Source organism: Frankia sp. CeCAU1 (assembly GCF_977971845.1).
In genome coordinates this window covers 88,144-113,591 of sequence record NZ_CDWWXA010000002.1, presented here as the reverse complement: position 1 = coordinate 113,591, position 25,448 = coordinate 88,144, and the positions used below count along the sequence as shown (strand labels likewise).

Genomic DNA, 25,448 nt, shown 5'->3' with positions numbered 1-25,448 from the left:
CCAACCCACCACCCCCCTCGACCTCCTCGGCTGAGCAGGGGCGTGGCCGGCCGCCCGGGAGACCGGTTCCGCGGCCGGTCACCATCGGCCCACGCCCGGTTCGCCCGTCGAGATCCGCTGTACGCTGCGCGGCATGGGATCTGGGCGGGTACGGGTTCGATTCGCGCCATCTCCCACCGGCATCTTCCATGTGGGTGGGGCGCGGTCGGCGCTGTTCAACTGGCTGGTCGCGCGGCGCGCCGGCGGCGACTTCGTGCTGCGCGTCGAGGACACCGACGCGTCCCGCAACCGGCCGGAGTGGACCGACGGCATCATCAGCGCGCTGGACTGGCTCGGCATCAGCCCCGGCGGGTACGAGGGTCCGGTGCTGCAGTCGTCGCGCACCGACCGGCACCGGGCCGCGGCCGAACGGCTGCACGCCGAGGGTCTCGCCTACTACTGCGGCTGCACCCGCGAGGCCCTGGCGGAACGCACCGGCAACGCGCAGCGCGGCTACGACGGATTCTGCCGGGACCGCGGGCTCGCCCCGGGTCCCGGCCGGGCGCTGCGCTTTCGCACGCCGGACGACGGCGTGACGATCGTCGAGGACCTCATCCGCGGCACGCCGGAGTTCCCGAACGAGACCATCGAGGACTTCGTGGTCGCGCGGGCCGACGGGTCGGCGGTGTTCCTGCTCGCCAACGTCGTCGACGACCTGGAGATGGGGATCACCCACGTCATCCGGGGTGAGGAACACCTGTCGAACACCCCTAAGCAGCAGCTGCTCTGGGCAGCGCTCGGCGCGGACGCGCCGCCGGTGTGGGCGCACGTCCCGGTGATCGTCAACGAGAAGCGCCAGAAGCTGTCGAAGCGGCGCGACAAGGTGGCGCTCGAGTCCTACCGGGACGAGGGATACCTGCCCGCCGCCATGAAGAACTACCTGATGCTGCTCGGTTGGGCCCCGCCCGGCGAGGACGAGATCGTGCCCTGGGAAACGATCGAGTCCACCTTCGACCTTGCCGACGTGAAGCCATCGCCGGCGTTCTTCGACGAGAAGAAGCTCAAGGCGTTCAACGGTGAGTACATCCGGCGGCTGAGCGTCGCGGAGTTCATCGAGGCGGTCCGGCCCTGGCTCTCGGCGCCGGCCGCGCCGTGGGAGCCGGCCGCGTTCGACGCGGACGCGTTCGCCGCTCTCGCCCCCTTGGCGCAGAGCCGGGTCTCCGTGCTGTCGGAGATCGTGCCGATGGTCGACTTCCTCTTCCTGCCGGAGGCACCGATCGACGACGCGGCCTGGGCCAAGGCGATGAAGGGGCCGGCGGCGGAACTGCTCGCCGACGTCCACGACCTCTACGACAAGATCGAGTGGGAGGCCGAGACGTTGAAGGCCGGACTCACCGAGGTGGGCGAGCGGCACGGTCTCAAGCTCGGCAGGGCGCAGGCACCGGTGCGGGTCGCCGTGACCGGGCGGAGCGTGGGACTGCCCCTGTTCGAGTCGCTGGAGGCGCTCGGCCGGGAGACCACCCTGCGGCGGCTCGCCGAAGCGCGGGAACGGCTCACCGGCGGCTGACCTCACGCCGGTCCACGACGGCCTCGCGCGCACACCGGTCCACGACGGCCTCGCGCGGCGGGCAGGGCTGAGCCCGGGTCGCGGCTGGGACGAGCCGCGACCCGGGCTGGGGAGACCCACCAGAAGCCGGGGTTACCTCTGGTGGGTGAGGCTGCTCCAGTTCGCCAGCCAGCCGGGCGACAAGGACCAGCACACCCCGCTGGGCCTAAGAGATCCTTAAAACGAGCTCAAGACAAGCTGTGATCTTGCTGTCACGAGATGCCTCTCGATAGCGATCATTCCGCGATGTCGGGATATTGCCGCCAAGCGGGAGTCCACCGAACTCAGGGCTCACCATGACCCTGGGTGGCTGATCCTCGGGGCGTGCGCTGGCGCGGGCTCAGCCCGGACCAGTCGTCCGCCCAGGCCGCCAGCGGTTCCAGCACTCCCTGCAGGCGACGGCCGTGCGCGGTCAGCCGGTACTCGCCGGCCTCGTCCACCTCGACGAGGCCGGCCTCGCGCAGCTCCCGCAGGCGTTGGGTCACCTGGGCCTGCGGCGCGTCGAGCCGCGCCACGAGCGCGCGGAACGGCAGGGCCGTCCCGCGCAGGTTCCAGTAGACGGCGAGGGCGAAACGCCGACCCAACAGGTCCACAAGACCGGCGAGGGCGGACGGTGCGCCGTCCGGAGTCTCGGGATGAGTCTCGGGATGACCGGAGGCGTGCGGTCGTCCCGACCCGTTCGGCCTCGCCTGCCTCATCGGCATGTCCCGCCGGGACCGCTCATCGGTGGTCTCCGGGGTCTCCGGCGCGAGGGTTCCTCGATCAGCGGGCACCGACCGAACCGACGCCGTTGGATCCGACACCGTTGGAGCTGTGCGAGCCGAGGGGAGCGAACAGCCTGGTCGCGGACTGCCCGGCATGGGCACCAAGCAGGTCCCGGGCCTTCTGGTAGACGGTGGCCGCCTGCGCGGAGACGAGTCCCGCCACGCTCTGGACCTCCGGGCGCTCCTGGAGGTCACGGACCTGCCGCATGATGGCGTCGTAGTGCTCCCGGCCGGCCCGGGCGCCGAGGACGTATCCGAGACCGAGGGCCAGGATGACGCTGGGCCTGATACGCATGTTGCCTCCCAGGAGACCGAGGGACGTGCAGGCGGATGGCCGCCGGCCGCTTGACGTTGTGCCGTCGGGTTGATTCCTACCCCACGTCCAAGACCGCCCGAACCTCAGGTAGGCTGACGACGTCAGGTGCACGGCACCCGATCCCGCGTAGCTCAATTGGCAGAGCAGCCGGCTGTTAACCGGCAGGTTATAGGTTCGAGTCCTATCGCGGGAGCTTGGTCTCAGGTCGGATACTTGATCCCTTTCGAAGATCATTCCGAGTCATGCCAGTACCGCTTCAGCCTCGCCCGTCCACATTACGATCTTGATCGATGCAGGATCAAGAGAGCCGTCACAGGCGCGGCCACAAGTGGACCACCGAGATCATAAAAGATTCACCTGCCGGTGGGTCGACAGCAACTCCTCGGGTTGCCACGCTGTGCAGCAGAGCCGACACGACGGTGCTGTGGGGGTGGCCGGTGCGACTGGCGTCGTTCAACGTGGAAAACCTGTTCGAACGGATCCGGGCGATGGACCTGCCCACCTGGGACGAAGGCCAGCCGGTCCTGGCCGCATTCGACCGGTTCACCACCCTCGCCCAGCACGAGGTCTATACCGTTCAGAACAAGACCGACATGCTCGCCGACCTGGAAACGATGGAGATCCTGACCCGCACCAGCGAGGGTCGGCTGCAGCTCAACCGGGATCCACAGCCGCGGTGGGCCCGGCTTCGTGAGAACCGCGGGAACTTCCTCACCCAACCCCCCGGTAAGGACGCTGTGATCGACGCGACCGGGCGGCAGGATTGGATCGGCTGGGTCGAACTGGTCACCGGCCCCGTCGACGAGACCGCGATCCGCTCCACTGCTCAGGTCATCACGGACATCAACGCCGACGTTCTCGCCGTGATCGAAGCCGAAAACCGTCCGGCGCTGGTCCGGTTCAACACCAGTCTGCTCGCCGGCCTGTACGCCCACGTGATGCTCGTCGACGGCAACGACCCCCGCGGCATCGACGTCGGCCTGCTGGCCAAACCCGGCCACACGATCGGCTCGATCGTCAGCCACGTCGACGACCCCGACCCGGCCCGCCCCGACCGGCCGCTGTTCAGCCGCGACTGCCCCGCCTACGAACTGCACACCCCCGCCGGCAACACCATCTGGGTACTGCCGAACCATTTGAAAAGCCAGTCCTGGACCTCCGGAAACCCCGACCCGCTACGCCGCCGGCAGGCCCACCGGGTGGCGGAGATCTACACCGCGCTCCGCGACGCCGGCGCCCGGTACATCGCCGTCGTCGGTGACCTCAACAAGCCACCCCCGCCCACGTTCCCCAGCCTCGAACCCCTCCTCGGCCCCGACAGTCCACTCGTCGACGCCGCCAGCCGGGCCGGATTCGACACCGGCCCCCGACCCGGTACCTTCCAGTCCTGCACCGCCCGCAACCGACTCGACTACATCCTGCTTTCCCCCGACCTCGCCGACCGGATGACCGGCGGGCAGATCGTCCGCACCGGCCTGTGGGGCGACCCCGACAACAAACACCCATCCGCCCAGTGGGTGATCCACCCCAAGATCACCCGAGCCGAACAGGCCGCCTCCGATCACGCCGCCCTTTACGTCGACCTCGATATCTAAAAACACCGCGGTATCTAGAACACCCAGGCGACGCTCTGTTGTGCCGCTGAGCGGACGCCTGCCCCGCCGCTCGATCTGGCCCCGCCCCCGAACCATCCGAGGAATTACCAGCGGAGGTGGGCGATGTCGTGGATGCGTTCGCCCGGTGCGGCGAGGTCCCAGTCGTCGCCGTGGTCGAACGGAACCACGAACCCGGCGCAGCCGTACTCTCGGCCGATCCGGCGAGCGGCCCGGGTCGGCGACCGCGGCCGGGTCCACTCCCACCCGCGGCCTCGACGACTGCCAGGTCCGCGACTACCGGGCCCGGTACGCGCACAGCACCTTGTCCAGGCTCGCCTACCGATAGTTGCCCTACAGCACGGTTTATCACTCCAGCCAGCCGCTAAAGATCACTATCCGTACGACACGTCGGTGGATGCCACTCGCATCTTCCGAATTCTAGACTTAAGTTGTGAAAATAGCCCATAACGCCCCACTGTGAGACAGCCAACATCGTAGAGACTCCAACGGAGGCTGACGGCCACCGGAAGCGCTGGTCAGCCCGCTGCGGGCACAGATTACTTGCTATTAAGCGGCAGCTTAATTTTTCTTCTCAACAACCGATGGCCCGTCCTTTCTCGTAGACTTCGCCAGTTGGTTGTGGCTAGACTGACGACCGAGCGATTCCAGGAGACGTTACAAGAACAGTAAGTCGCGGCTTCGCCTACTTGACGGCACGGATGCGACGCATGGCGACACGGGGGGTGCGACAACGTAGCGCTGGAGTGCGCAACGGCCGCTACTGTAACTACAGTAAGCGCGCCCAGGCCACGCGTATGCCTGGAGAATCACGGCAGACCCGGCCCTGTCGAATTCATCCACAGCTGATGATGATAATCAGGAAAACGATCATTGACGCAGGCATGCACGCCGTTCCACGGAATATCGACGGGCATCGCTGGCATATTTCTAATACCAAAAGGTCGTTGACAGCTTCTACCAGTGATCCGGCCGCATCGCCATGCGGACATTCCCTGCTGGAAAAGGAAGTAGATGACTGCGCAAACCGCACGACGGGTGCTTTTGACGGGGGCGTCGGGCGTGCTCGGTCAAGAGCTCCTGAGCCAGTTGAAAAGAGTTCCTGACATCGAGCCGGTGTGCCTGGTGCACCGCACCGTCCTGGCCGAGCAGACGATTACCACCGTGCGCGGTGACATCGCTCGTCCACAACTCGGCCTGGATGGATCGGAGTACCGATCCCTGGTCGACAGCGTGGATGCGGTGGTGAATTCAGCCGCCGTGGTCGCATTCAACGGTACCGAGAGGACATTAAGGTCGGTCAACGTCGAGGGAACTTCGCGGATAGCGCAGCTGGCCGCGGCGGCAGACGCACCCCTCTACCATGTGAGCACCGCCTACATTGGCGCCCGCAGCGACGGCGCCGGCGAGTCCGGTGCTCGCTACGCCAGCAGCAAGCGCGAGGCCGAGGACGTAGTGCGCGGCGCGGGGGTCCCCTATACCATCCTCCGGCCCTCGATCATCGTCGGCCACTCCGATACCGGTGCCATAGCCAGCTTCCAAGGCTTCTACCAGATGGTGGCCAGATTCCTGCACGACAAACTACCGATAATACCCTTCTCCCCGGCCTCTCGGATCGACCTGGTGCCCGTTGATTATGTAGCCGAGGCAGTTGTTGCCGCTGTACGTAAGGAGGCTCTGGGCAGCGAACTCTGGCTCGCCAATGGGCCGGCGGCACTGACCCTCACCGACGTCGTTGACATGGCGCTCGATATCGGCCGTGATTTTGGCTATCCAGCCAAGCCTCCGATGCTGATATCCGGTAATGCCCCGGATGAATTCGCCATCACGGATCCGGCACTGTACGCGGGGATGATGAAGGCAGTAGCCTATTTCTCCGCGTACGTCCACTCAAGCCTGATACTGCCGACATCGGCTGATGAGCTCGCCGCCCTCGGCGTCCGGCCGCTCCCCGACGCCAGGACAGTCGCGGATCGGAGCATGCGCTACTGGGCGGCCCGCGACGCTCGGCCGAACCAGGGCACGACAAAGATCGACCGAGCGGCCGTTGCTGGGAGCAGCCGGCCGTGACCCGTACCAGCAGCACAGGGGTCGCACAGACGCGATCCGTCGCGGAGCCCACTTTGGACGTGCTGACCCGGCACGCTCACAACCCATCTGCATACCTGGCGCTGAACGAAGGAAATCTGACGTTCGAGGTGGATGGAATCGACGGCGTCGTCATCTACCGGCCAAGCGGGAGGTTCCTGATCCAGTTCGGCGGAGTCTTCGCGCCGCCGGACCAGCAGGCTGAGCTGCTGACTGAGTTCGTCCGTTGGGCCAGGCAGAACCGCCGTCGGGTGATTAGCGTCCAGCTGATGCCCGAAGATACTGACATCTACCTGCGTGCCGGTTTTGGCGTGAACCAGCTCGGCGCCTCCTACGCCCGTTCACTGGACGGGTTCAGCATGTCGGGGAAACATTTCGTGAAGATCCGGAATAAGATCTCCCGAGCTAATCGGGACGGCGTCCGGGTACGCGAGGTGGCGGCGGTCCGTGAGCGGACGCCGCAGCTGGTGGAGGCACTGAACGAGGTGGACTGGGTATGGTTGAAGGCAAAAGGTTTTGGCGTCGCCGAGATCGACTTTATGATCGGCCAACGGGGCGGTTGGGCCGAGTGCAGGCGCCGGTTGTTCGTTGCCGAGCACGCCGGCCGGCTGGTAGGCTACCAGGTATTCTCGCCGGTCTTCGGGCGGCACTCCGGTTGGCTGCACGACCTGAGCCGGCGGATACCGGACGCTCCCACCGGAGTCAGCGAGCTGATCCTGTCCACGGCCGTACGGCAGTTCGTCGGGGAGAAGACGCCGTACCTGCACTTTGGTCTCACTCCCTTCACTTCGCTTGATCCGAAACATCGGCTTCCTGGACACAGCCCCTTCGTGGACCGTTTCGTGCACTGGCTCGGCACTCGCGCCGAGTGGATCTACCCAGCCCAGTCCCAGGTGGCATACAAGCTGAAGTGGCAACCAGACCTGATCCAGCCGGAGTATGTCGCGTTCCAGGACGGCGTCTCGCTCTCCGCCGTCTGGCGGTTGATGCGGGTGACGAAGGCCGTCTCGCTGCGCCGGGGTAGGAAGAGCGTCACACGTCGCCCAGCGAGTCCCCATGAGTGATAAAATTCTTTCTCGCGATGTCGGAAATAAAGATCAAGTCCTTCGCTCCGCCCCGAACGCGGTCCCGCATGGGAGCGGGACGGCGGAGTCGGGGGTGACCGGGTCCGGTCGGGTCCCAGGCCGGCGGCTCCCGCGTTACGAAGCGCGGCCCGTGCTTGTCGCCTGCGTTGTGTTCGCCATCCTCGGAACGCTACGTATTGCCGGCGCGTTCGACGAGTGGCTCATGGTGTTCTCTATCGTGCTCACCCCGTTCGCACTGTTCGTCGTGCCGCGGCGAATGTGGTCGGATGTCGGCGTGCAGGCCATATCCTCGCCACGGCAGTTGGCCCGCGGGATCGGGGTGGTGACCGCCGGCTACCTGCTGGCCCTCGTCGCCTGCCTGACGCTGCTCGGGCGGGGTGAGGACAACTGGGCGGCCCTGCTGCCCGGCCTCTTCCGCGAGATGTTCCCGGACTCTCCGGCGCTCGCCTACATCTCCTTGTTCCTCTGTATGGGTTTGCTCGTCCCGATCGCTGAGGAGGTCTTCTACCGAGGCGTGCTGCTGCACGCCGCCTCCCGGCGCATGGGGCTCTGGAGGTCCGTCGTCACGGTCAGTGCCGGCTGGGCACTCGTGCACCTCGGCGATTACGGACTCAATCCTTTCAACCCGCTGGTCCTGGCCGGGATGGTCCCCTCGGTCTTCGTGATGGGCCTCGCCCTGGGTTATTGCCGGGTGGTGACGGGATCGGTGGTCGGTACGACCATCGCGCAGGGTGTGGCCAACGTTCTGTTCACCATCTGGGCAATCTCGCTCTAACGTGATCGGAGAAGGCGAGATGACTGCCAGCCAGGACGCGGTCGAGACGAACTCCACCGCGGTTCGCCACGACGTATTCAAGGTGACCGCCGCGACCTGTGGCGCGCTGTTCGTGGACAGCCTGCTCTACAGCATCGTGGTACCTGTCCTGCCGAACTACGCGGACCAGTTCGATGTGGGGTCGGCCGGGGTGAGCCTGCTGTACGCCGCGTACGCGGTCGCCCTGCTGGCGGGGACTCCCCTGATGGGCCGGGTCGGCGACCGGTTCGGGCATGAACGGCCATTCCAGGTCGGTGCCGCCGGTCTGCTGATCTCGACGGTCGGTTTCGCGCTGGCTCATAGTTATCCCGAACTTCTGGCTGCCCGCACGCTCCAGGGAGTCGCCGCGGCGGCGCTGTGGACGAACGGAATCGCTCTGCTCGCCCAGCGGGTGCGGCCCCCCAGGGCCGGCGGCGCGATGGGAGCGGCGATGTCCAGTATGTCCGTCGGTATGGTCGCTGGCCCAGTGATCGGCGGGCTGCTGGCCGAACGCTTCGGCGACGCGGCGCCGTTCGTGGTGTGCACGGTGCTCACCGCGGTACTCGCCGCCGTCCTGCCGTGGCTGGTCCGCGGCGCCGCGCAGCCGGTACGTGAGCAGCAGCCATCCGGCTGGCGTTCGCTCCTGCCGACCCTGCTCGCTGTCGCCTTCGGAGCGGCGACGCTGAGCATGCTGGAACCGCTGCTCCCGCTGCACCTGGCCGACCGGTTCGGCAGCGGCCCGGCCACGCTGGGTCTGATCTTCGGAGCGGCGACGCTGGCGCACGGGCTCGCCGGGGTGCCGGTCGGCCTGCTTGGGGACCGGCGGCCGGATCTGCCGTTGATCCCGGGCGGGTTGCTGGGGATGAGCGCCGTCCTGCCGCTGCTCCCCAGGTTCGACGTTGGCTGGACGACGGTGCTGCTGGTGACGTTCGCCGTTTGCTTCTCCTTTGTCCTCATCCCTGCGCTGGGGATTCTCACCGCAGCGGCGGAACGGCGGGGGGTCGGGCATGGGGCCATCTTCGCGATGTTCAACATCGCCTATGCCGTGGGGATGATGAGCGGCCCTCTGCTCGGCGCGCTGGGTACCGGCTTCAGCAGTGTCACCACCGCGCTTACCGGCATGGCGGCGGTTCTCGTCCTGGGCGCCGTCCTGATCCTGACCGCGGCGCAACGCCGCTCCGTCACCTGACGTCCGAGCCAGGATGCCCGGCTGCAGTCGGGCATCCACCTCACCGAAAAGACATCCCGTCCTTCTGCTCGCGATCCACTGGGAGTTGCTATGAGCCGAGCCGGTCTGGCGCTGCGCGCCGCCCGTCTCCTACTCACCCGCGCCGTTGCCGACACCACACCTGATTACGACATCGCCAGCAGCACCTATGACGAGGCGTTCACCGCCCTCATGGGCCCGAACTCGACGGCGATGCTGGACCTGGTGGGGATCGCCCCGGGGATGGACGTCATCGAGCTGGCATGCGGCACGGGTCACCTGTCCGAACAGATTCGGATCCGGCAGCAGGGCCTCGGTTCGCTGCGGGTGGTCGAGAAGTCCCCGGGGATGCTGGCCGTCGCGAAGGCCAAGATGGAGACGCTCGGCCAAGCCTCCAAGGATGTCAGCTGGCAGCAGGGCGACATGCTGGAGTTCCTCAAGGCCCAGGCGACCGACAGCGCCGACGCGATCGTCTGCGGTTGGGCGATCTGCTATAGCAAGCCCTCCCAATTGTTCCGCGAGGCGCGGCGGGTGCTCCGCCCAGGAGGTCGGATCGGCATCATCGAGTCCCGCGCGGACGCATTGGCCTCGCTGCGCAAGGCTTTCGAAGACGTCGTCGCGGACGAGCCGACTCTGCTCACCGCGATGGTGCGGGTGGCCCTGCCGAAGGACGCCGAGACGGTGGCCAGGTGGATGCGCAAGGGCGAACTGCGGGTAATCAACCAGTACGAGGGTGAACAGCGCTGGCCGGTGGCCACCGCCGAGGAAGCCGTAGAGTGGGTGGAACGGTCCGGCGCCGGCGCCGGCTTCCGGGACTCGTTCGACATGTCCCGCGAAGACGACGTCAGAGGCAAACTGACAGAGGCGCTACGCAAGCAGGCCAGCCGGCCGGGGGGCCTCACACTCCTCCATCCGTTCGTCGTGGTCGTCGCCGGGACCACACCGGAGCCGGCAGCTCCCGTCCAGCCGGGCGTCACCAAGGCGAATGGGATCCAGTGAACTCTGGGGCTGGCGGGATCGGATCGGAGTCGACGCCTTCCCCTTCCGCCCATCCGGTGCTGGGACGGATCGCCCGGGCCGTGGTCAGACACCCCGTGGTCGTCATCGTCCTCTGGCTGGTCGCTATCGGGGCCTGCGCGCCGTTCGCGCTCAAGCTCTCCGAGGTACAGTCTCGGCAGGGCAGCTCGAAGATCGTTCCCGGCTCGGTCGGCGACGCCGTAGCGCAACGGCTCGTACAGGCATTCCCGCATCACTCCGAGCGGGAAACCCTCATCGTGCTCAGTGCGCCCGATGTGACCGCCGCGAGTTCGCGGCGGCTGATGGGTATGCTGGACGCCTCGCTACAGCCACTCGTCCACGATGGCTCAGTCATGAGCACGACGTCGCCGTACACGCTGCACCGCGACGCTCTCCTGGCCGCGATGCGCCACGTGCTCGCGCCGACGGGTACGCCGCCACCGAGCACCGAGGAGGCCATGGGCCGCCTGGCCCAGGCGCGGGCCACGGGTCAGGTGCCCGCGGCGCTGGTTCCACTCCTGCAACGGGCCGCACGTACCGACCAGGCGGAATGGCCGACGCTGGCCGGCACGCTGGCCGAGGAGGCGGACTGGGCGGACTTCCCCGTGCCGGTGGACGCCGCCAGCCTGATCTCCGATGACCACAGGGCGTCGCTCGTTACCGTCGCCTACTCGAAGCATGGACCTGACCCGGACCTGACAGCGCTGCGCCGCACTGTGGCCGCGGACACAGCCCGGCTGGGCCCAGCCTCCCCGGTGCACGCCGCCGTCACCGGCGAACTCGCACTGATCAAGGACACGTACGACAAGGCCGAGGCCGACAACGCGAAGATGGAGTACGCGGCTTACATCATCATCATCATCGTTCTGCTGCTGTTCTTCCGTGCCGTCGTTCCGGCAGTCCTCACCCTGACGATGATCGGGCTCGCCATGACGATCAGCCAGGCATGGCTGTACGCCGTCGGCAGCCAGGTGGAACTAACCCAGTTCACCACGACAATCATGACCTTCGTCATGCTCGGTGCTGGCGTCGACTACAGCATGTTGCTGTCCTCCAGATATCGACAGGAACGCCTGGCTGGCCGCGACCCGAAAGAAGCCGTCGTCAACGCCACCATCCACGCTGGTGAAAGCATTGCCCTCGCGGGAAGCACCGTCATCCTCGCGTTCGCCGCAACCCTGCTCTCACCGGTCGACTGGATCCCGCCGCTCGGCTATGGGGGGCTCGCGGGCATCCCGGTGATGCTGCTGGCCGCACTGACGATCACACCGGCGCTGCTGGTTCTGCTGGGCGACAAATTCTTCCTGCTCGGTGTCCGGCCGCTCACGGATATGGAGTCCAAGGGCTGGCTGACCGACCTGCTGCGACGGCTGGCCGTGCTGCCGCGACGGGCACCCGTCGCCGTCGTCGCGGTGTTCCTGCTGGCGACGATCCCCATCATTGTCCTCCTGGGATCCCACCGGCTGACCTCCGACCCGGTCGCGCTGAGCCCGGACACAGACGCCCGCCGCGGCTACAATCTTGTCGCCGAACACTGGCAACCCGGTCTGTTGCAGCCGACGACCGTCATCGGTGACATCGGCGACAACGGTCACCGAGGCGACACTCTCACCCTTGCCGGCTGGCAGCGACTGGACAGCCTAAGCGACGCGATCGCCCGCACTCCCGGCGTGGTCTCCGTCTCGAGCCTGTCCCGCCCCACGGGCACGAAGCTGTCCTGGGAGGACACGTCGGCGCTACCACAAAACATCCGACAGGACTTTCTGGCCCCGGACGGCGCCCTGCGGCTGTCCATCGTGCTGGCTGGGGACCCACTGTCGGAGCAGGCGAGGTCGACGATCCGGACGCTGACCACGCTGGTCGCCGACAGTACCATCGACAACGCTCAGGTCGGTGGTGCCACCGTCATCGACCAAGAATACGATGCGGCGCTGACATCGTCCTTCTGGAAGATGATCGCCTTTGTGTGCGCCGGCGTCATAGTGCTGCTGACCTTCGCATTACGATCCATCCTGGTCCCGATCCGGCTGATCCTGACGATCGCGCTCAGCAACATTTGGGCACTCGGCGCCACGCTCGCGGTCTTCGCCGTCTGGCTCGATGAACCCGTCATCAACGACCTACCAATCTTCCTGGTGATCCTCATGATGGGTCTCGGCATGGACTACGAAATATTTCTGATAACCCGGATCCGAGAAATAACCCGGCAGGGAAGCAGTGACGCCGACGCGGTGACGACAGCTATCGTGGACACCGGCCGGGTAATCACCGCTGCCGGCCTGGTTATGGCGGGAACACTGGGGACGATGATGCTCTCGTCAACGTTGATGCTGCGCGAGTATGGCTTCGGCCTCAGCGTCGCGGTGCTGCTCGACGCCACGCTGATCAGGCTCGTCCTGGCGCCCGCCACACTCCTGATAGCCGGGAAGTACAACTGGTGGCTGCCCTCCCTACGGCGCCGCGCCGCCGCCCCGGACGGGCCGGCGTGAGGTAGACGGCGCCATTCCGTAACCATGCCGTGTCACGCGTGACACCGCCGTATCCCGCATGACACCAAGATTTACCGGCCAGGCCAGGACACGCCCGACACGGCATACCGGAGTTGACACTTCCTTGCAGGATGCGCCATTATTGAAGAAATTTCAACAAGAGTGCGTTGACCCTTTCCGGCTGCTCTTCATGCGGTAGGTGGCCGGCATTTTCTATGGAGACGAACCGGGCATTTGGAAGCCTCGCCTCAAGATTCTGGCCAAATTTTATTGGTATGTAACGATCATCCTTGCCCCAGATCACAAGAGTCTTGCTGTGTACCTTTTCGAGATGCCGGTCGACTTCGCTCCAGTTCAAATTACGTTGCAGGATGTACTGAGCTTTGAGGTTGCGAGAATAAGTGATAGGAATATATATCTGGCGAATCTCCGCGTCAGATACGGCCGATGGGTTGCTGAAGAGATTTTTGTGTATATCCTTCCTGACGTTGCCAAAAGAAAAGAAGTGTACGAGCAACTCGCCTACCAGCGGATACGACAGGTACTTCCAGGAGCTCCCGTCGTGAGCCGCGATCTCCGCCGTCCCCGTGGCATCAATGAGCACTATCCTGCCGACCTCACCAGGGTAAACCTCGGCAAAATAAAGCGCCCAACCGCCACCCCATGAACTCCCGATAAAATCAGCCCGGACAATTCCTTGCTTTGCCAAAAAACCTTTCAGGAGCGTCGCGAATCCGTCCAAGGTGAGCGTAGCAGGATCCTGGTAGGTGGTGAAACCATGCCCGGGCATATCCAGGGCATACACAGTATGCTCCCGGGCAAGCTCATCGATGTTCTTCCGGAAAGAATACAGCCAGGTGCCACCGCCATGCAGGAGAATGACAGGGCTACCAGCGCCTTGCTTCAGATAGTGGAGCCGCGTATCACCTATGTCCGTGTATCGAGTTGTACGTTCCTTCAGAAACGAGGGCGCCTCCTTGAGATTCCGCCCGGGCTCGACGCCGTAGGCAAAAAAGCTAACAGCCAGAAAGCCCAACAAGAACAGGATAATAATAGAAAGCATATATATCCTGGCTACAGCACAACTCATTCTTGGACTCCAACTAAAGTGCCAAGCCTGCTAGCTTGACAAGTCCTGATTCCACGCCAAGAAATCTATCCTTAATCTTCTTGAAGAATAGAACGCCCTCGCCCACCGTAACACGGTCGGGAACATACTCTTCAGCTCCACCAAGCCCTATAGTGCCAAGGCGCGAGGAATCTCCCGGAAAAATGTCTGAACCGCCTCGGCGTGTCCGGCGCTGAGGTGTCCTCGGTTCTGTGGGGTCGGCTTGCTGGATGGTGACCATCCAGCCTTGGCGGCTGGCCGGCAGACGAGGATGTAGCCGGGATGGTTACCGTCCCCGTCCCGTGCCACCGCCCTACCCACCGGTCGGTACGGGACGGGGACGGCGCGTCAGGAACTCCAGGAGGGAGAACTGCCGTGGCGTCGGCTCGACCGGTGACTCACCCCGCCAGTCCCGGTGCGACGCGGGTCGAGCCGGAGATCGCCAGCCGCCAGGACGACCGGGCGCTCCCCACCACCACGGCGCAGCAGCGCCCGCAGTCGCGCCACCAGACTCCGGTCGTCGTCCGCCACCAGGATGCGCATGCGCGGAACAGTGCCGCCCTGCCGCTGGGCGCCGGCCGAATCCCTGCTGAATCTTCACTCTGAAGGACGGGGCCCTGCGCGCTACGTTTCCCGGTCACGGGCCTCGAGTCGGTCCGCGGGAAGAAGAGCACGAGGAGGATCATGCGGCACGAACACCGGACCCCGGTCGACGTTCTTGCGCTACTGATACGGGACGGCCGCCTGCTCCTGACGAAACGCGCGGGAGGCATCTACGGAAGCGGCTGCTGGGCGCTGCCCAGCGGACGGATCGAGCCCGCCGAGGACGTCGTGACCGCGGTGATCCGGGAGCTCGACGAGGAGCTCGGTATCGGGGTCGGACCCGAGGAGGTCACTTTCGCGGGTATCACGCATGCCCTTCCGCCGGACAGCGACGCTCGTATCGGTTTCGGCTTCCTGGTGTCGCGGTGGAGCGGCGAGCCCACCAATCGGGAGCCAGCCACCTGCTCCGCCCTCGCCTGGCACCCACCGGACGATCTGCCGGCCGACACGCTGGCGTACAGCAGGGAGATCATCCGTCTGCATCTGCGGGCGGAACCGTTCTCCCGGTTCGGCTGGCCGCCGAGTCGGGGAGCGGGCGCACGATCGCGGCAGGCTTTCTCGGCTATCCGGTCCCGCGACCGGTCCACGGCTCCCCCGCCAGACCGAGCTGGCTGATCCAGGTCTGGTAACAGCTGCGGTCGGCGCGCCGGGTCCAGTCGCCGCCCCACCGCTCCATGGCCGTACGGACACCGCACCCGCAGAATGCGCATGGCGGCGACGTGGATGCAACATGTAACAAAACCTTCACGGCCGTCGACCGATAGCAATGGAGATGCTACTTTCAGTTCACACCTTGAGCGAGAGGGGAGAGGGTGACGATCATCGCCATCGCGCCGCATCGAACGCCCGTACGTACCGCCGTCGCGATGATCATCATCCTCGCTCTCACCACCGTCCTGATCGGCGTCGGCCTGGCCGGATCCGCCGTGGCCGGCGCCTGCCCGACGGCCGGGTCCAGTGACGTGGGGAAGACGGGGAAGATCAGAAAAACCGAGAAGATCAAGAAAACCGAGAAAACCTGTCCCGATGGGGACGATGCGCCGCCGTTCGGCTTTCTCGATCTCGCCGACGCATCCCCCGCCGGCATCCGCGTCGCCGGCTGGACCATCGACCCGGGGGACCTCACCCGCCCCCTGGCCGTAACGATCATTCTGGACGACGTCGCCACCGCCACCGTCGTCGCCGACCGCTCCCGTCCCGACGTCGCCCGGGCCCACCCGGGCGCCGGCCCCGACCACGGCTTCGACACCACCGTGGCCGCCGCACCCGGCACCCACACCGTCTGCACCGCCGCGGTGAACATCGGCCCGCTCGGCTCCTTCCACCGGCGGAGCCTCGGCTGCGCCACCGCGACCGTGGACGCGCCCGCCGTCGACCACACGCCCCTCGGCTACCTCGACCTCGCGACGCCCAACCCGTGGATCACCGCCGGCTGGAGCAGCGTCCGCGTCGCCGGCTGGACCTACGACCCCGACGACCCCGCCGACCCCCTCATCGTCACGGTCACTCTCGACGGTGCCACCGCCACCACCGCCACCGCGGACGCCTCCCGACCGGACGTCGCCCGCTTCTACCCCGACGCCGGCTCCGACCACGGCTTCGAGACCACCGTCATCACGAGCGCCGTCCCGCACACGGTGTGCGCCTACGCCACGAACGCCGGGCCCGACGGCCCCATCCGGCATCAGCTCGGCTGCGCCACCGTCTCCTGGCTCCCCTGACCGCTGCTGGTCCCTGACCGCTGCTGGTCCCTCTGACCACCGCCGGCCGCGATGCGCAGGTCCCGCCCGGCAGTCGTCTCACTCGGTAGGCGTCTCACTCGGTAGGCGTCTCACTCGGTAGTCGTCTCACTCGGTAGTCGTCTCACTCGGCGTCTGGAGCGGCGGCCGGAGCGAAGACCGTGGCGAGCGCGGGCAGCGCTCCGGGCACGAGTCGGTAGTAGGCCCACACGCCACGCTTCTCCCGGCTGATCAGGCCGGCGGCGACAAGAACCTTCAGGTGGTGGCTGACGGTCGGCTGGGTCAGCCCGAGCGGCTCGGTCAGTTCGCAGACGCACGCCTCACCACCCTCCCGCGCATAGATCATCGACAGCAGCCGCAGCCGGGCGGGAACGGCGATCGCTTTGAGCACACCGACGAGACGTTCGGCGTCCTCCGCGGACAGCGGGGTGCGAGCCAGCGGCGTGCAGCAGGACGCGACGGTGCCCGCGAGCCCGCTCGGTGCGTCACCCTCGTCACCCTCGTCACCTTGATCACCTTGATCACCTTGATCACCTTGATCACGCGCGGTCAGGGGCACCAGGGTCGATGCGAACGTCGTCGTCATGCACACCAGCATGCCCCACGGGACCGCACCCGGGCCCATCCAGCCATCCTGGCGGCCCATAAAACTTGACAGGATTACATAGCGCTGTTTATCTCTACATGTTCGTGTGATGGAAGCCGGTGTGATTCCGGCATGGTCGCGCCACTGTGATCGGCCCGTCCGTCCTGGATGGTCTCGGAAGTCAGACCCATTGCCCGAACCCGTCCTACCCGTGGAACGCGTGATTCCAGTGGAGGTTCTCCTCATGGCGCACCCCGCCGTCTCCCCCGCACCGCTCGCCCTGCCGGCCCTGCCGACCATCCCGATACGTGAGCTGGTGCCCTTCCTGCTCTTCGGCGGGCTGCTGGCGCTGCTCGGGCTGTACTTCGTCGGCGCCGAGCAGGGCGCGCTGTCAATCTTCGGCGGGAACTACGTCCACGAGTTCGTGCACGACGCCCGCCACCTGCTCGGCTTCCCCTGCCACTAACGCCTCCTCCCGATCTGTTCCAGCGAGGAGACGCTGTGGCACGAACACTGTTGATCCGTGGCATGCTCGTCGGTCTGGTCGCAGCCGTGCTCGCCTTCATCGTCGCGAAGACCCTCGGCGAGAGCCAGATCGGTCACGCGATCACCTTCGAGTCGGCAGGCGAGAGTTCCACTCATGCGCACGAGGTGGTGGGTCTCGCCGCTCACGCGCACGAGGAGTCCGAGCCGGTGTCCCGGACCGTGCAGTCGACGCTCGGTCTGTTCACCGGTCTGCTGCTCTTCTCCGTCGCCATCGGCGGCATGTTCGCCCTGGCGTATGCGTGCGTACAGGGCCGCCTGGGCACCCTCGGGCCCCGCGGGACGGCCGCCCTGGTCGCCCTCGCCGGGTTCACCGCGGTCTACCTCCTGCCCGATTTGAAGTACCCGGCGAATCCCCCCGCGATCGGGAATCCCGACACGATCGGCCGGCGGACCGTCCTGTACTTCCTCATGATCCTGATCTCGGTGATCGTCGTGGTCGGGACGGGTGTGGCCGCGCGGCGGCTCACCGGCCGGCTCGGCGGCTGGAACGCGACGATCGCCGCCGCCGTCGGCGGGCTGGTGGTCCTGGGCGTCGTCTACGCCGTTCTGCCCCGCGTGCACGAGACGCCGGAGGGCTTCCCGGCCGACGTGCTGTGGCGGTTCCGGATCGCCTCGCTCGCCATCCAGGCGACCGTCTGGGCGGCCATCGGCCTGCTGTTCGGCACGTTGACCGAACGCGCGTTCCGACGTACCGCGGCCCCCACCAGCGCGATCGGTGCCGCCGGTGCGGCTGGCCCTGGTTAGTTGCGCGCCGACCGTGGCCCTGCGGGCCGCCCGGTTCCCTGTCGACGAGCCTCTCGACGCCGACGGGCTGCGCCGAGCCGCCGGCGCCGCCGAGGCGGTAGCGGCTGGCGCACTTCCCGCGACGGGACGGGTGCTCTGCGACGGATCCGCGCGGGCCTGTCAGACCGCCGCCGCCCTGGGCCTCGGTGCCCGCAAGGGTGACGTCACCATCCCGCGGGCCCCGGGCCCACCCGTCGTCCCCGAGGTGGATCCGGCCCTGCGCGACCTGGACGTCGGGGCCTGGCGGGGGCGCAGCCTGGACGAGATTCCCCCGGACGAGCTGCGCCGGTGGCACAGCGATCCGGCGGTGGCCCCGCCGGGCGGCGAATCCCTACTGAGCTTGCTCAGCCGCGTCGAGAACTGGCTGGTCCGGCGAAGCACCGAACCGAGCCACATCATCGCGGTGACCCATCCGGCGGTCATCCGGGGCGTGCTCGTGGCCGCCCTGCGCTGCCCGGTCGAGATGTTCTGGCGGATCGACGTCGCCCCGTTGACGGCGACCCTCCTGCACCATCGGATCGGCGCGGGCGGTCATGACGGCACGACCGGCACGCAGCCGAAAACGGAGAGTGCCGCGACCGGAACCGGAACCGGAACCGGAACCGACTGGACCTTGACACACGTCTGCCGCCCGCTTTAGCGAGATCCGCCGGGCCCGGCGTCCATCGGCGCCGGTGCGCGGGTGGGAAGGCTCATGGTCGCCCAGGGGGCTCGGGGTGACCGTTCTGCCCGACTACAGCATCGTGGGCGACCCGCCCGAACGCAGCGGCGTCATCACCCACCGCTCGCTTGGAGGTCGAGTGAAAATCGCATCAGAATCGTCAGGTTCGACCGGTTTCCCGGCCCGGCCACGAGGCTGCCGCGGCCCCTTGACGCGCGGCACCGTACGGATGGAATCATGGCCGTGGGTCCGAACCCCCAGGTGGCCCCAGTTGGCTAGATGACCCCGGGTGAGAGGCGGTCGGGTGGGTAAGCACGCGAAACCGGTAGCCTGCCCGACCTGCAACGGCAGCGGGAAGATCACCGTGACCAGCGACGGCAAGAACGAGACCGTCTCCTGCGGCGTGTGCAAGGGCTCAGGGAAGGCGTGAGCGTCCGCCGGGTGAACCGCGAGGATTTCATCCCGGATGAGATCTGGGTCCGGGACGAGGACGGGTTCTTCCTGGTCCCGCTCCGGCGCCAGGATGATCCACAGCGGTGGTCGGAGCTGTGCCGCGGCGACGACGGGATCACGACGCAGGTCGACGACGGGACGGGCAGGTACGACGGTAGGGGCGTCATACCGACCAGTTCCAGCAGCGCGCCGTGGGTCATGGCCCGGATGCTCGACCTCCTCGATGTGCGGGACGGGATGAACGTCCTCGAGATCGGTACCGGGACCGGCTATAACGCGGCGCTGCTCGCCGAGCGGACCCCGACCGGCCAGGTCACCACCATCGAGATCGATCCGGGAATCGCGGGGCACGCCCGCGCGGCCCTCGCCAGGATCGGCCGTCCGGTGACGGTGGTCGTCGGGGACGGCGCGGCGGGGTTTCCCGATCGGGCTCCCTACGACCGGATCATCGCCACGGCGTCGGTGGTTACCGTTCCCTACCCCTGGATCACGCAGACCCGGCCGGGCGGGCGGATCGTGCTGCCGTTCACGAGCGAGTTCGGTGGGGCGCTGCTGTCATTGACCGTCGCGGACGGCACCGCCTCGGGCCATTTTCATGATGATGCGGGTTTCATGCGGTTGCGCGGCCAACGGGCCGACAAACCCGTCTGGTGGCTCGGCGAGGACGACGCCGACGTCAGAACAACCTGCCGGTATCTGGATGAGCCCTTCGCGGACGCCGCGGCCGGATTCGCGGTCGGCCTGTGGCTGCCCGGCTGCACCACCGGGCAGATCGAGGAAGGCGGCCCGGCGAGAACACTTCTGCTGTCCCACGCGGCGTCACATTCGTGGGCGTCACTGACCGCCGGGTCGGACGGGCAGTCGGACGGGCAGTCGGACGGGCACGAGGTCACCCAGTATGGGCCACGACGGTTGTGGGACGAACTCGAAATGGCCTACGACTGGTGGGTGAACGCAGGGCGGCCGTCCTGCACCCGCTTCGGGCTCACCGTCACCCCCGACGGTCAGACATCCTGGCTGGACTACCCGGAGCGGGTCATCCCGGCCTCGTGACCCCCGCGGACGAACCGCGCGACGGCGAACTGGCGCGACGGCGAATCGCCGAGGGTTGGTAACGGTCTCCGGTCTTGAAACCGCGCCTCACCCTCGGCAACTCTCTGTCATCAAAAGGTCGACGTCATCAAAAGGTCGACGTCGCCGACCATCGGTGCATCTGCGGGGTCAGCACCTCGGATCCCTGGATCCCGGGATCCGGGATCCGGGATCCAGGGCGATCGGCGGCCCTTCACCGCTGCGGCATTACCGCGGCAGGCCGAGCCACCGGGCCCGCCTGCCGGCGGGCGGCGGTTGCTCGTCGGCAGAAGCCGCGCCGACCACGACCATGGGTGCGGGCACCCGCACCGGTGCGTCCCACCGGCGACGCGAGCCGGTCCCGATGACCGCCGTCGGCAACGCGTCCATCGGGTCGACGAACCGGCCGGTCGACTCCTCGAACACCCAGATGCGCGCGTCGGCGATGTCGAAGTACAGGCCGACGAGTTCCAGCGTGCCGCGTGCCAGGGCACGGCGCACGGCCGGATGCGCGCGCAGGTTCTCCAACTGCTGCGCCACGTTGGCGCGGCCCAGCCTTTCCACCGGGGGCAGGTCCTCCGTGCCGGCAGGGGGCGTCCGCTCAAGCGAGGCGGCGGCGTGCGACAGCCAGCCCGCCAGGGCCGAGTCGGGTGCGCCGTCGAGCGCGCCGGACAGCAACGCCTGCATGGCGCCACAGCCGGAATGGCCGCACACCACGAGCGAGGGCACCCGCAGGACGTCGACGGCGTAGTCCAGCGCGGCGGTCACCGACAGGTCGCCACCGCGCCGCAAGGGCGCGTCCGGGTCGGATCCGGCGGGGTCGTCCACCGGGACGATGTTCCCGACATTACGGATCGTGAACAGATCACCGGGACCGCTACTGGTGATGATGTTGGGAACAATGCGGGAGTCGGCACAGGTGAGGAACAGGGCGCCGGGCTGCTGTCCCCCGGCGAGCTCGTCGAAGGTGCCCCGCAGGAGCGGGGCGGCCCGCCGGTGGAACTCGTTCACCCCGAACAGCATTGTGCTGACGTGGTCGAATGTCCGGTCGGGGGAGGCCTGCGCCGGCACCGACACCGCCGTGTCCGGGCCCTGGACTGGGTGGATCGCCGGCGGAGTGACGCCGGCGGGCTGGGAATCCGAGGACCGCGATCCCGACGAAGGGGAATCAGAAGAGGAGGGATCCGACGATGACGAGGCGAGTTCCAGTTCCTGCCACTGCGACCAGGGCGCGAACCAGCGCGGGAGGTGCGGGACGACGGTACGGCGCCGCTGCTCCGCGACCTCGGCAGGCCGGCGGAACCAGACCTGGCCGATCTCGTCGACGCTCACCGTCCCGCCGGACGCCTCGTGGTTCGCGCACCAGCCGCGCAGATGCTCATAGGCGGCGTGGTCAAGGTAGTCGACGATGAGTTCGATCGAGACGGGGGCACCGACGGGGATACGGCCCAGGATCCGCGCGAGGCGGGGCAGGGACAGGAAGCTCAGTGTCCCCTCGACTTCTACCTGCCAGAGCTCGCCGGTGCGGACCAGCCGGACACTCGACCACAGCACCCGGCGCAGGACCAGGGCGAGCGCGGTGAGCAGACCCAGGGCGACGCCCTGCAGGAGGTCGAGGGCGACGACACCGACGATTGTCACCAGGTAGACGGGCAGCTCCCCGTGCCGGCGGACGTGGCGCAGATGCGCGACGTTGACCAGCCGCGCACCGACGACGACGAGCAGGCCGGCGAGGGCGGACAGCGGGATCCACTCCACGATGCGACCCAGGAACACGGCGAACAGCAGCACCCAGACGCCGTGCAGGACGGCAGACTTCCGGGTACGCCCGCCGGAGGCGACGTTGGTGGAGCTGCGCACGATCACCCCGGTGATCGGCAACCCGCCGGCCAGGCCCGAGACGAGGTTCGCCGAGCCCTGCCCGAGCAGCTCGCGGTCGAGGTCGACGCGCGGCCCCCGCCAGCCTCGGGTGGTGGCAAGCTGGTCCACCGCGACGGCCGAGAGCAGGGACTCGACGCTGGCGACGATGGCCACGGTGACGACGCCCAGCGCGATGCCGGACCAGTCGCCGTGTGGGAGGCCCGGCAGGGCGACCGCGTCGAACAGGGACGAGGGCAGGTCGACCCTGGGCAGGTCGAAGCCCGCGACGGCAGCGAGCAGGGTGCCCGTCACGACCGCCGCGAGATAGGCGGGGATGGCTCGGACGGCGTTCGGCAGCCTCTTCGGCAACCGGGGCCAGAGCAGGATCGTGGCGATGGTGACGAAGCCGACGAGGGTCGCGGAACCGTGCGGATCGATGATCGCCTCGGGCACTGCCACGACGTTCTCCCAGGCGTGGCTCTCGGCCTGTCCGCCCAGCACCACGTGGAACTGGCCGAGGACTATCGTCAGCCCGATGCCGCCGAGCATCCCGTGGACGATGGCCGGCGAGACGGCCAGGGAGGCGCGGGCGACCCGGCAGAGCCCGAGCAGGATCTGCAGAATCCCGGCCCCTGCGGTGATCAGGCAGGTAACGCGCCACCCGTAGGTGTGGACGAGATCGGCGACGATGACGGTCAGCCCGGCTGCCGGCCCGCTCACCTGCAACGGCGCACCGCCGAGGGCGCCGGCGACGACGCCGCCGATCACCGCGGCGAGGAGACCCGCGGCGACCGGCGCCCCCGAGGCGACGGCGATGCCCAGCGACAGGGGCAACGCCACGACGAACACGACCAGGGAGGCCTGGAGATCGGGACGCAGGGGGTTGTGGTCACCCCGGGTCCGGCGCACGTTCTTGGCGGTGGACCCGGACATGGGCGGCGAATGGCTGTGCCGGGACGGTGACGGCGGGGAAACCGAAGCGGTCATGGCATCCTCCTCGAGTTCGATGCGGCGGGACGGGTGTCTCGTCGGAGATCGGCCCCGAAGTGTCACCATTGGCGACGGTTTGCCGGCGCCCGTCGGACACTGCGGTCCGACCACATCCGACGCCCACCCTGGACCCGCAGAAACGGAAAGTGACTAATGATGCACAGATCTCAACGTGCAAGTCCACAGCCGAGTTTCCCTCTGTGACAAAAGCCCCATTTATGCGTGACGCTGGACACCTTCTGTGGCATCTGCTCCTGGGCTCGGACCAGCGGCGCGACGGCGGCCCCGGGTCGCTACCGGACGGGCGGGCATCACGTTCGGGCGGGCATCACGTTCGGGCTCGATGCCCGGCGGCGGCACGATCCTGCCTGGAATCCGCATGGAAGAGGTGCACCGTGAGCACGGACAGCTTCGACGCGGTGATCGTCGGGGCCGGTCCAAACGGGCTGACCGCAGCCCTGACGCTGGCCGAGGCCGGCTGGCGGGTACTCGTCCGGGAGGCTGCGGGCACTCCCGGTGGTGGGCTGCGAACAGAAGAGCTGACGCTGTCCGGCTTCCGGCACGACGTGTGCGCAACCGTTCTGCCGCTCGCGCTCGCATCCCCCGCCCTGCGCGCCTTCGGCACAGGGCCGGCGTCCTCCGCGAACCCGGCGTCCTCCGCAGACCCGACCCCCACCGCAGACCCGACCCCGACCGAGGGGCTTCGGTGGGCGCATCCGCCGGTGCCGCTCGCCCACCCGCTCGACGACGGCCCGGCGGCGCTGCTGCGCCGCGACCTCGACGCCACCGCGGCGGGCCTCGCCGACCGGGACGGCGTCGATTCCGGCTGGCGCTGGCTGGTCGGCCCGCTGGCGTCCGACGGCTCGCGGCTGGCCGAGGGTGTGCTGGCACCGTTCGACCTGCCGCCCGCCGCGCCCCTGGCCCTCGCCCGGTTCGGCGTGCGCGGGCTGTGGTCCGCGACCGCGCTCGCCCGCGCCGCGCTGCGCGGTGAGGCGGCGCGAGCGCTGTTCGCCGGGCTCGCCGCCCATTCCATGATCGATTTACATCGCCCGGTCACCGCGGGCTACGGGCTGTTCCTCGGGGTGCTCGCGCACCAGGTCGGCTGGCCGGTAGCCGTCGGTGGATCATCATCACTGGCAGAGGCCCTGGTCGCCCGGCTGCGCGAACTCGGCGGCGAACTGGTCACCGGCGCCCCGGTGACCAGCCTGTCGGAACTGCCGCCCGCGCGGGCCGTGCTGCTCGATCTCACCCCTCGCCAGGTGCTCGCGGTCGCCGGCGCCGCGCTGCCCGGCCGCTACCGCGCCGCGCTCGGCCGATACCGGTACGGACCGGGAGTTTTCAAGATCGACTGGGCGCTCGACGGACCGGTGCCCTGGCGCGATCCGGCGGTCGCCGGGGCGGCAACCGTGCACCTGGGCGGCACGCTCGCCGAGATCGCCGCGGCCGAGCGTGCCGTCGCCCGCGGCCACCATCCAGACCGGCCGTTCGTACTGTTCGTTCAGGCGTGCGCCGCCGACCCGAGCCGTGCCCCGGCCGGCCGGCACACCGGGTGGGCCTACTGCCATGTCCCACTGGGCTCCAGCGTCGACATGACCGACGCGCTCGAGTCCCAGGTCGAACGCTTCGCCCCCGGATTCCGCGACCGGGTGCTCGCTCGCCACGTGATGGGACCGACGGCACTGGAGGCGCACAACGCCAACGAGATCGGCGGCGACATCGGCGGTGGCACCGCCGACCTGCGCCAGTTGGTCGCCCGGCCGGTGCTCTCGCCACGCCCCTGGGCGACGCCGCTGCCCGGCGTCTACCTGTGTTCCGCCGCCACCCCTCCCGGCGCCGGGGTACACGGCATGGCCGGGCTGCACGCGGCGACCCTCGCCCTCAGCCGGGAGCGGCGAGCGGCCTGGCCCGTAGGTCGGCCGAGATGAGATCGTCGCCGACCCTGATCTCGCCGCCGTAGGCGAGACACGCCGGGAAATGCGCGACATGCCGCCGCCTACGGATCTTGTCTCCTGCCTGGAGACACCCCGACGGTAACCGCCCGGGCGCCACGCCGACCATGAATCACCGCCTTTTCATGACCGCCCCTCCATG

21 protein-coding genes and 1 tRNA gene are annotated in these 25,448 nt (G+C 67.8%); 17 read left to right on the top strand and 5 right to left on the bottom strand.

Features of this window, described 5'->3' with window-relative positions:
- The first annotated feature begins 133 nt into the window (after nt 1-133).
- The gene (gene gltX, locus AC08OO_RS01025; RefSeq protein ID WP_476611773.1) at nt 134-1,546 is read left to right on the top strand and encodes a glutamate--tRNA ligase; all 1,413 of its coding nucleotides are present in this window, start codon (nt 134-136) and stop codon (nt 1,544-1,546) included.
- 323 nt (nt 1,547-1,869) lie between these two features.
- Here gltX and AC08OO_RS01020 read toward each other — a convergent pair whose 3' ends face one another.
- A complete protein-coding gene (locus AC08OO_RS01020) occupies nt 1,870-2,358 on the bottom strand; it encodes a winged helix-turn-helix transcriptional regulator (RefSeq protein WP_476618153.1) in 489 nt (162 codons plus the stop codon).
- The gene (locus AC08OO_RS01015) at nt 2,348-2,644 is read right to left on the bottom strand and encodes a hypothetical protein (RefSeq protein ID WP_476608597.1); all 297 of its coding nucleotides are present in this window, start codon (nt 2,642-2,644) and stop codon (nt 2,348-2,350) included. The genes AC08OO_RS01020 and AC08OO_RS01015 overlap by 11 nt, the downstream gene beginning before the upstream one ends.
- 141 nt (nt 2,645-2,785) lie before the next feature.
- Here AC08OO_RS01015 and AC08OO_RS01010 point away from each other — a divergent pair.
- The 8 genes from AC08OO_RS01010 (at nt 2,786) to AC08OO_RS00975 (ending at nt 12,957) form a co-directional block, all read left to right on the top strand.
- A tRNA-Asn gene (locus AC08OO_RS01010) sits at nt 2,786-2,858 on the top strand.
- 244 nt (nt 2,859-3,102) lie between these two features.
- Nucleotides 3,103-4,260 carry an endonuclease/exonuclease/phosphatase family protein gene (locus AC08OO_RS01005; RefSeq protein WP_476618152.1) on the top strand — a complete coding sequence of 386 codons (1,158 nt, stop codon included), beginning with the start codon at nt 3,103-3,105 and terminating at the stop codon, nt 4,258-4,260.
- Nucleotides 4,261-5,292: 1,032 nt separating this feature from the next.
- The gene (locus AC08OO_RS01000; protein WP_476610028.1) at nt 5,293-6,348 is read left to right on the top strand and encodes an SDR family oxidoreductase; all 1,056 of its coding nucleotides are present in this window, start codon (nt 5,293-5,295) and stop codon (nt 6,346-6,348) included.
- The gene (locus AC08OO_RS00995; RefSeq protein ID WP_476610027.1) at nt 6,345-7,430 is read left to right on the top strand and encodes a bifunctional lysylphosphatidylglycerol flippase/synthetase MprF; all 1,086 of its coding nucleotides are present in this window, start codon (nt 6,345-6,347) and stop codon (nt 7,428-7,430) included. Before AC08OO_RS01000 ends, AC08OO_RS00995 begins: the two co-directional genes overlap by 4 nt.
- Nucleotides 7,431-7,524: 94 nt before the next feature.
- Nucleotides 7,525-8,226, top strand: a complete 702-nt coding sequence (locus tag AC08OO_RS00990) for a lysostaphin resistance A-like protein (protein ID WP_476618151.1) — start codon at nt 7,525-7,527, stop codon at nt 8,224-8,226.
- Nucleotides 8,227-8,245: 19 nt separating this feature from the next.
- Nucleotides 8,246-9,433 (top strand): MFS transporter, encoded by a 1,188-nt coding sequence (locus tag AC08OO_RS00985; RefSeq protein ID WP_476610025.1) that lies wholly within the window; start codon nt 8,246-8,248, stop codon nt 9,431-9,433.
- Nucleotides 9,434-9,523: 90 nt separating this feature from the next.
- Nucleotides 9,524-10,450, top strand: a complete 927-nt coding sequence (locus AC08OO_RS00980; protein WP_476610024.1) for a class I SAM-dependent methyltransferase — start codon at nt 9,524-9,526, stop codon at nt 10,448-10,450.
- Between the two features lie 80 nt (nt 10,451-10,530).
- The gene (locus AC08OO_RS00975) at nt 10,531-12,957 is read left to right on the top strand and encodes an MMPL family transporter (protein WP_476610023.1); all 2,427 of its coding nucleotides are present in this window, start codon (nt 10,531-10,533) and stop codon (nt 12,955-12,957) included.
- 139 nt (nt 12,958-13,096) lie between these two features.
- Here AC08OO_RS00975 and AC08OO_RS00970 read toward each other — a convergent pair whose 3' ends face one another.
- Nucleotides 13,097-14,020 carry an alpha/beta fold hydrolase gene (locus AC08OO_RS00970; RefSeq protein ID WP_476610022.1) on the bottom strand — a complete coding sequence of 308 codons (924 nt, stop codon included), beginning with the start codon at nt 14,018-14,020 and terminating at the stop codon, nt 13,097-13,099.
- Between the two features lie 729 nt (nt 14,021-14,749).
- On the opposite strand from AC08OO_RS00970, the gene AC08OO_RS00965 reads away from it, so the two are divergent.
- Together AC08OO_RS00965 and AC08OO_RS00960 are read left to right on the top strand one after the other, a co-directional pair.
- On the top strand, nt 14,750-15,283 hold the full coding sequence (locus AC08OO_RS00965) for an NUDIX domain-containing protein (protein WP_476610020.1): 534 nt from the start codon (nt 14,750-14,752) through the stop codon (nt 15,281-15,283).
- Between the two features lie 197 nt (nt 15,284-15,480).
- Nucleotides 15,481-16,389 carry a hypothetical protein gene (locus AC08OO_RS00960; protein WP_476610019.1) on the top strand — a complete coding sequence of 303 codons (909 nt, stop codon included), beginning with the start codon at nt 15,481-15,483 and terminating at the stop codon, nt 16,387-16,389.
- A 142-nt stretch (nt 16,390-16,531) separates the two neighbouring features.
- Here AC08OO_RS00960 and AC08OO_RS00955 read toward each other — a convergent pair whose 3' ends face one another.
- Entirely contained in the window at nt 16,532-17,032 is a 501-nt protein-coding gene (locus AC08OO_RS00955) for an ArsR/SmtB family transcription factor (RefSeq protein WP_476618150.1), read from the bottom strand.
- A 205-nt stretch (nt 17,033-17,237) separates the two neighbouring features.
- Here AC08OO_RS00955 and AC08OO_RS00950 point away from each other — a divergent pair, with 205 nt between their 5' ends.
- The 5 genes from AC08OO_RS00950 (at nt 17,238) to AC08OO_RS00930 (ending at nt 20,489) form a co-directional block, all read left to right on the top strand.
- Entirely contained in the window at nt 17,238-17,459 is a 222-nt protein-coding gene (locus tag AC08OO_RS00950) for a CbtB domain-containing protein (RefSeq protein WP_476610031.1), read from the top strand.
- 35 nt (nt 17,460-17,494) lie between these two features.
- Nucleotides 17,495-18,283: a CbtA family protein gene (locus AC08OO_RS00945; RefSeq protein WP_476607489.1), complete on the top strand. Its 789-nt coding sequence runs from the start codon at nt 17,495-17,497 to the stop codon at nt 18,281-18,283.
- The gene (locus tag AC08OO_RS00940; protein ID WP_476610017.1) at nt 18,264-18,962 is read left to right on the top strand and encodes a histidine phosphatase family protein; all 699 of its coding nucleotides are present in this window, start codon (nt 18,264-18,266) and stop codon (nt 18,960-18,962) included. The genes AC08OO_RS00945 and AC08OO_RS00940 overlap by 20 nt, the downstream gene beginning before the upstream one ends.
- 325 nt (nt 18,963-19,287) lie before the next feature.
- Nucleotides 19,288-19,413, top strand: coding sequence for a hypothetical protein (locus AC08OO_RS00935; protein WP_023842045.1), 126 nt, complete (start codon nt 19,288-19,290; stop codon nt 19,411-19,413).
- Nucleotides 19,414-19,424: 11 nt separating this feature from the next.
- On the top strand, nt 19,425-20,489 hold the full coding sequence (locus AC08OO_RS00930) for a methyltransferase domain-containing protein (protein WP_476618149.1): 1,065 nt from the start codon (nt 19,425-19,427) through the stop codon (nt 20,487-20,489).
- A gap of 246 nt (nt 20,490-20,735) precedes the next feature.
- Here the strand turns inward: AC08OO_RS00930 and AC08OO_RS00925 are convergent, their stop codons facing one another.
- A complete protein-coding gene (locus AC08OO_RS00925) occupies nt 20,736-23,354 on the bottom strand; it encodes a SulP family inorganic anion transporter (protein WP_476610015.1) in 2,619 nt (872 codons plus the stop codon).
- Between the two features lie 398 nt (nt 23,355-23,752).
- On the opposite strand from AC08OO_RS00925, the gene AC08OO_RS00920 reads away from it, so the two are divergent.
- Complete coding sequence (locus AC08OO_RS00920) at nt 23,753-25,282, top strand: phytoene desaturase family protein (protein WP_476610014.1); 1,530 nt, start codon at nt 23,753-23,755, stop codon at nt 25,280-25,282.
- Nucleotides 25,283-25,448 lie beyond the last annotated feature (166 nt).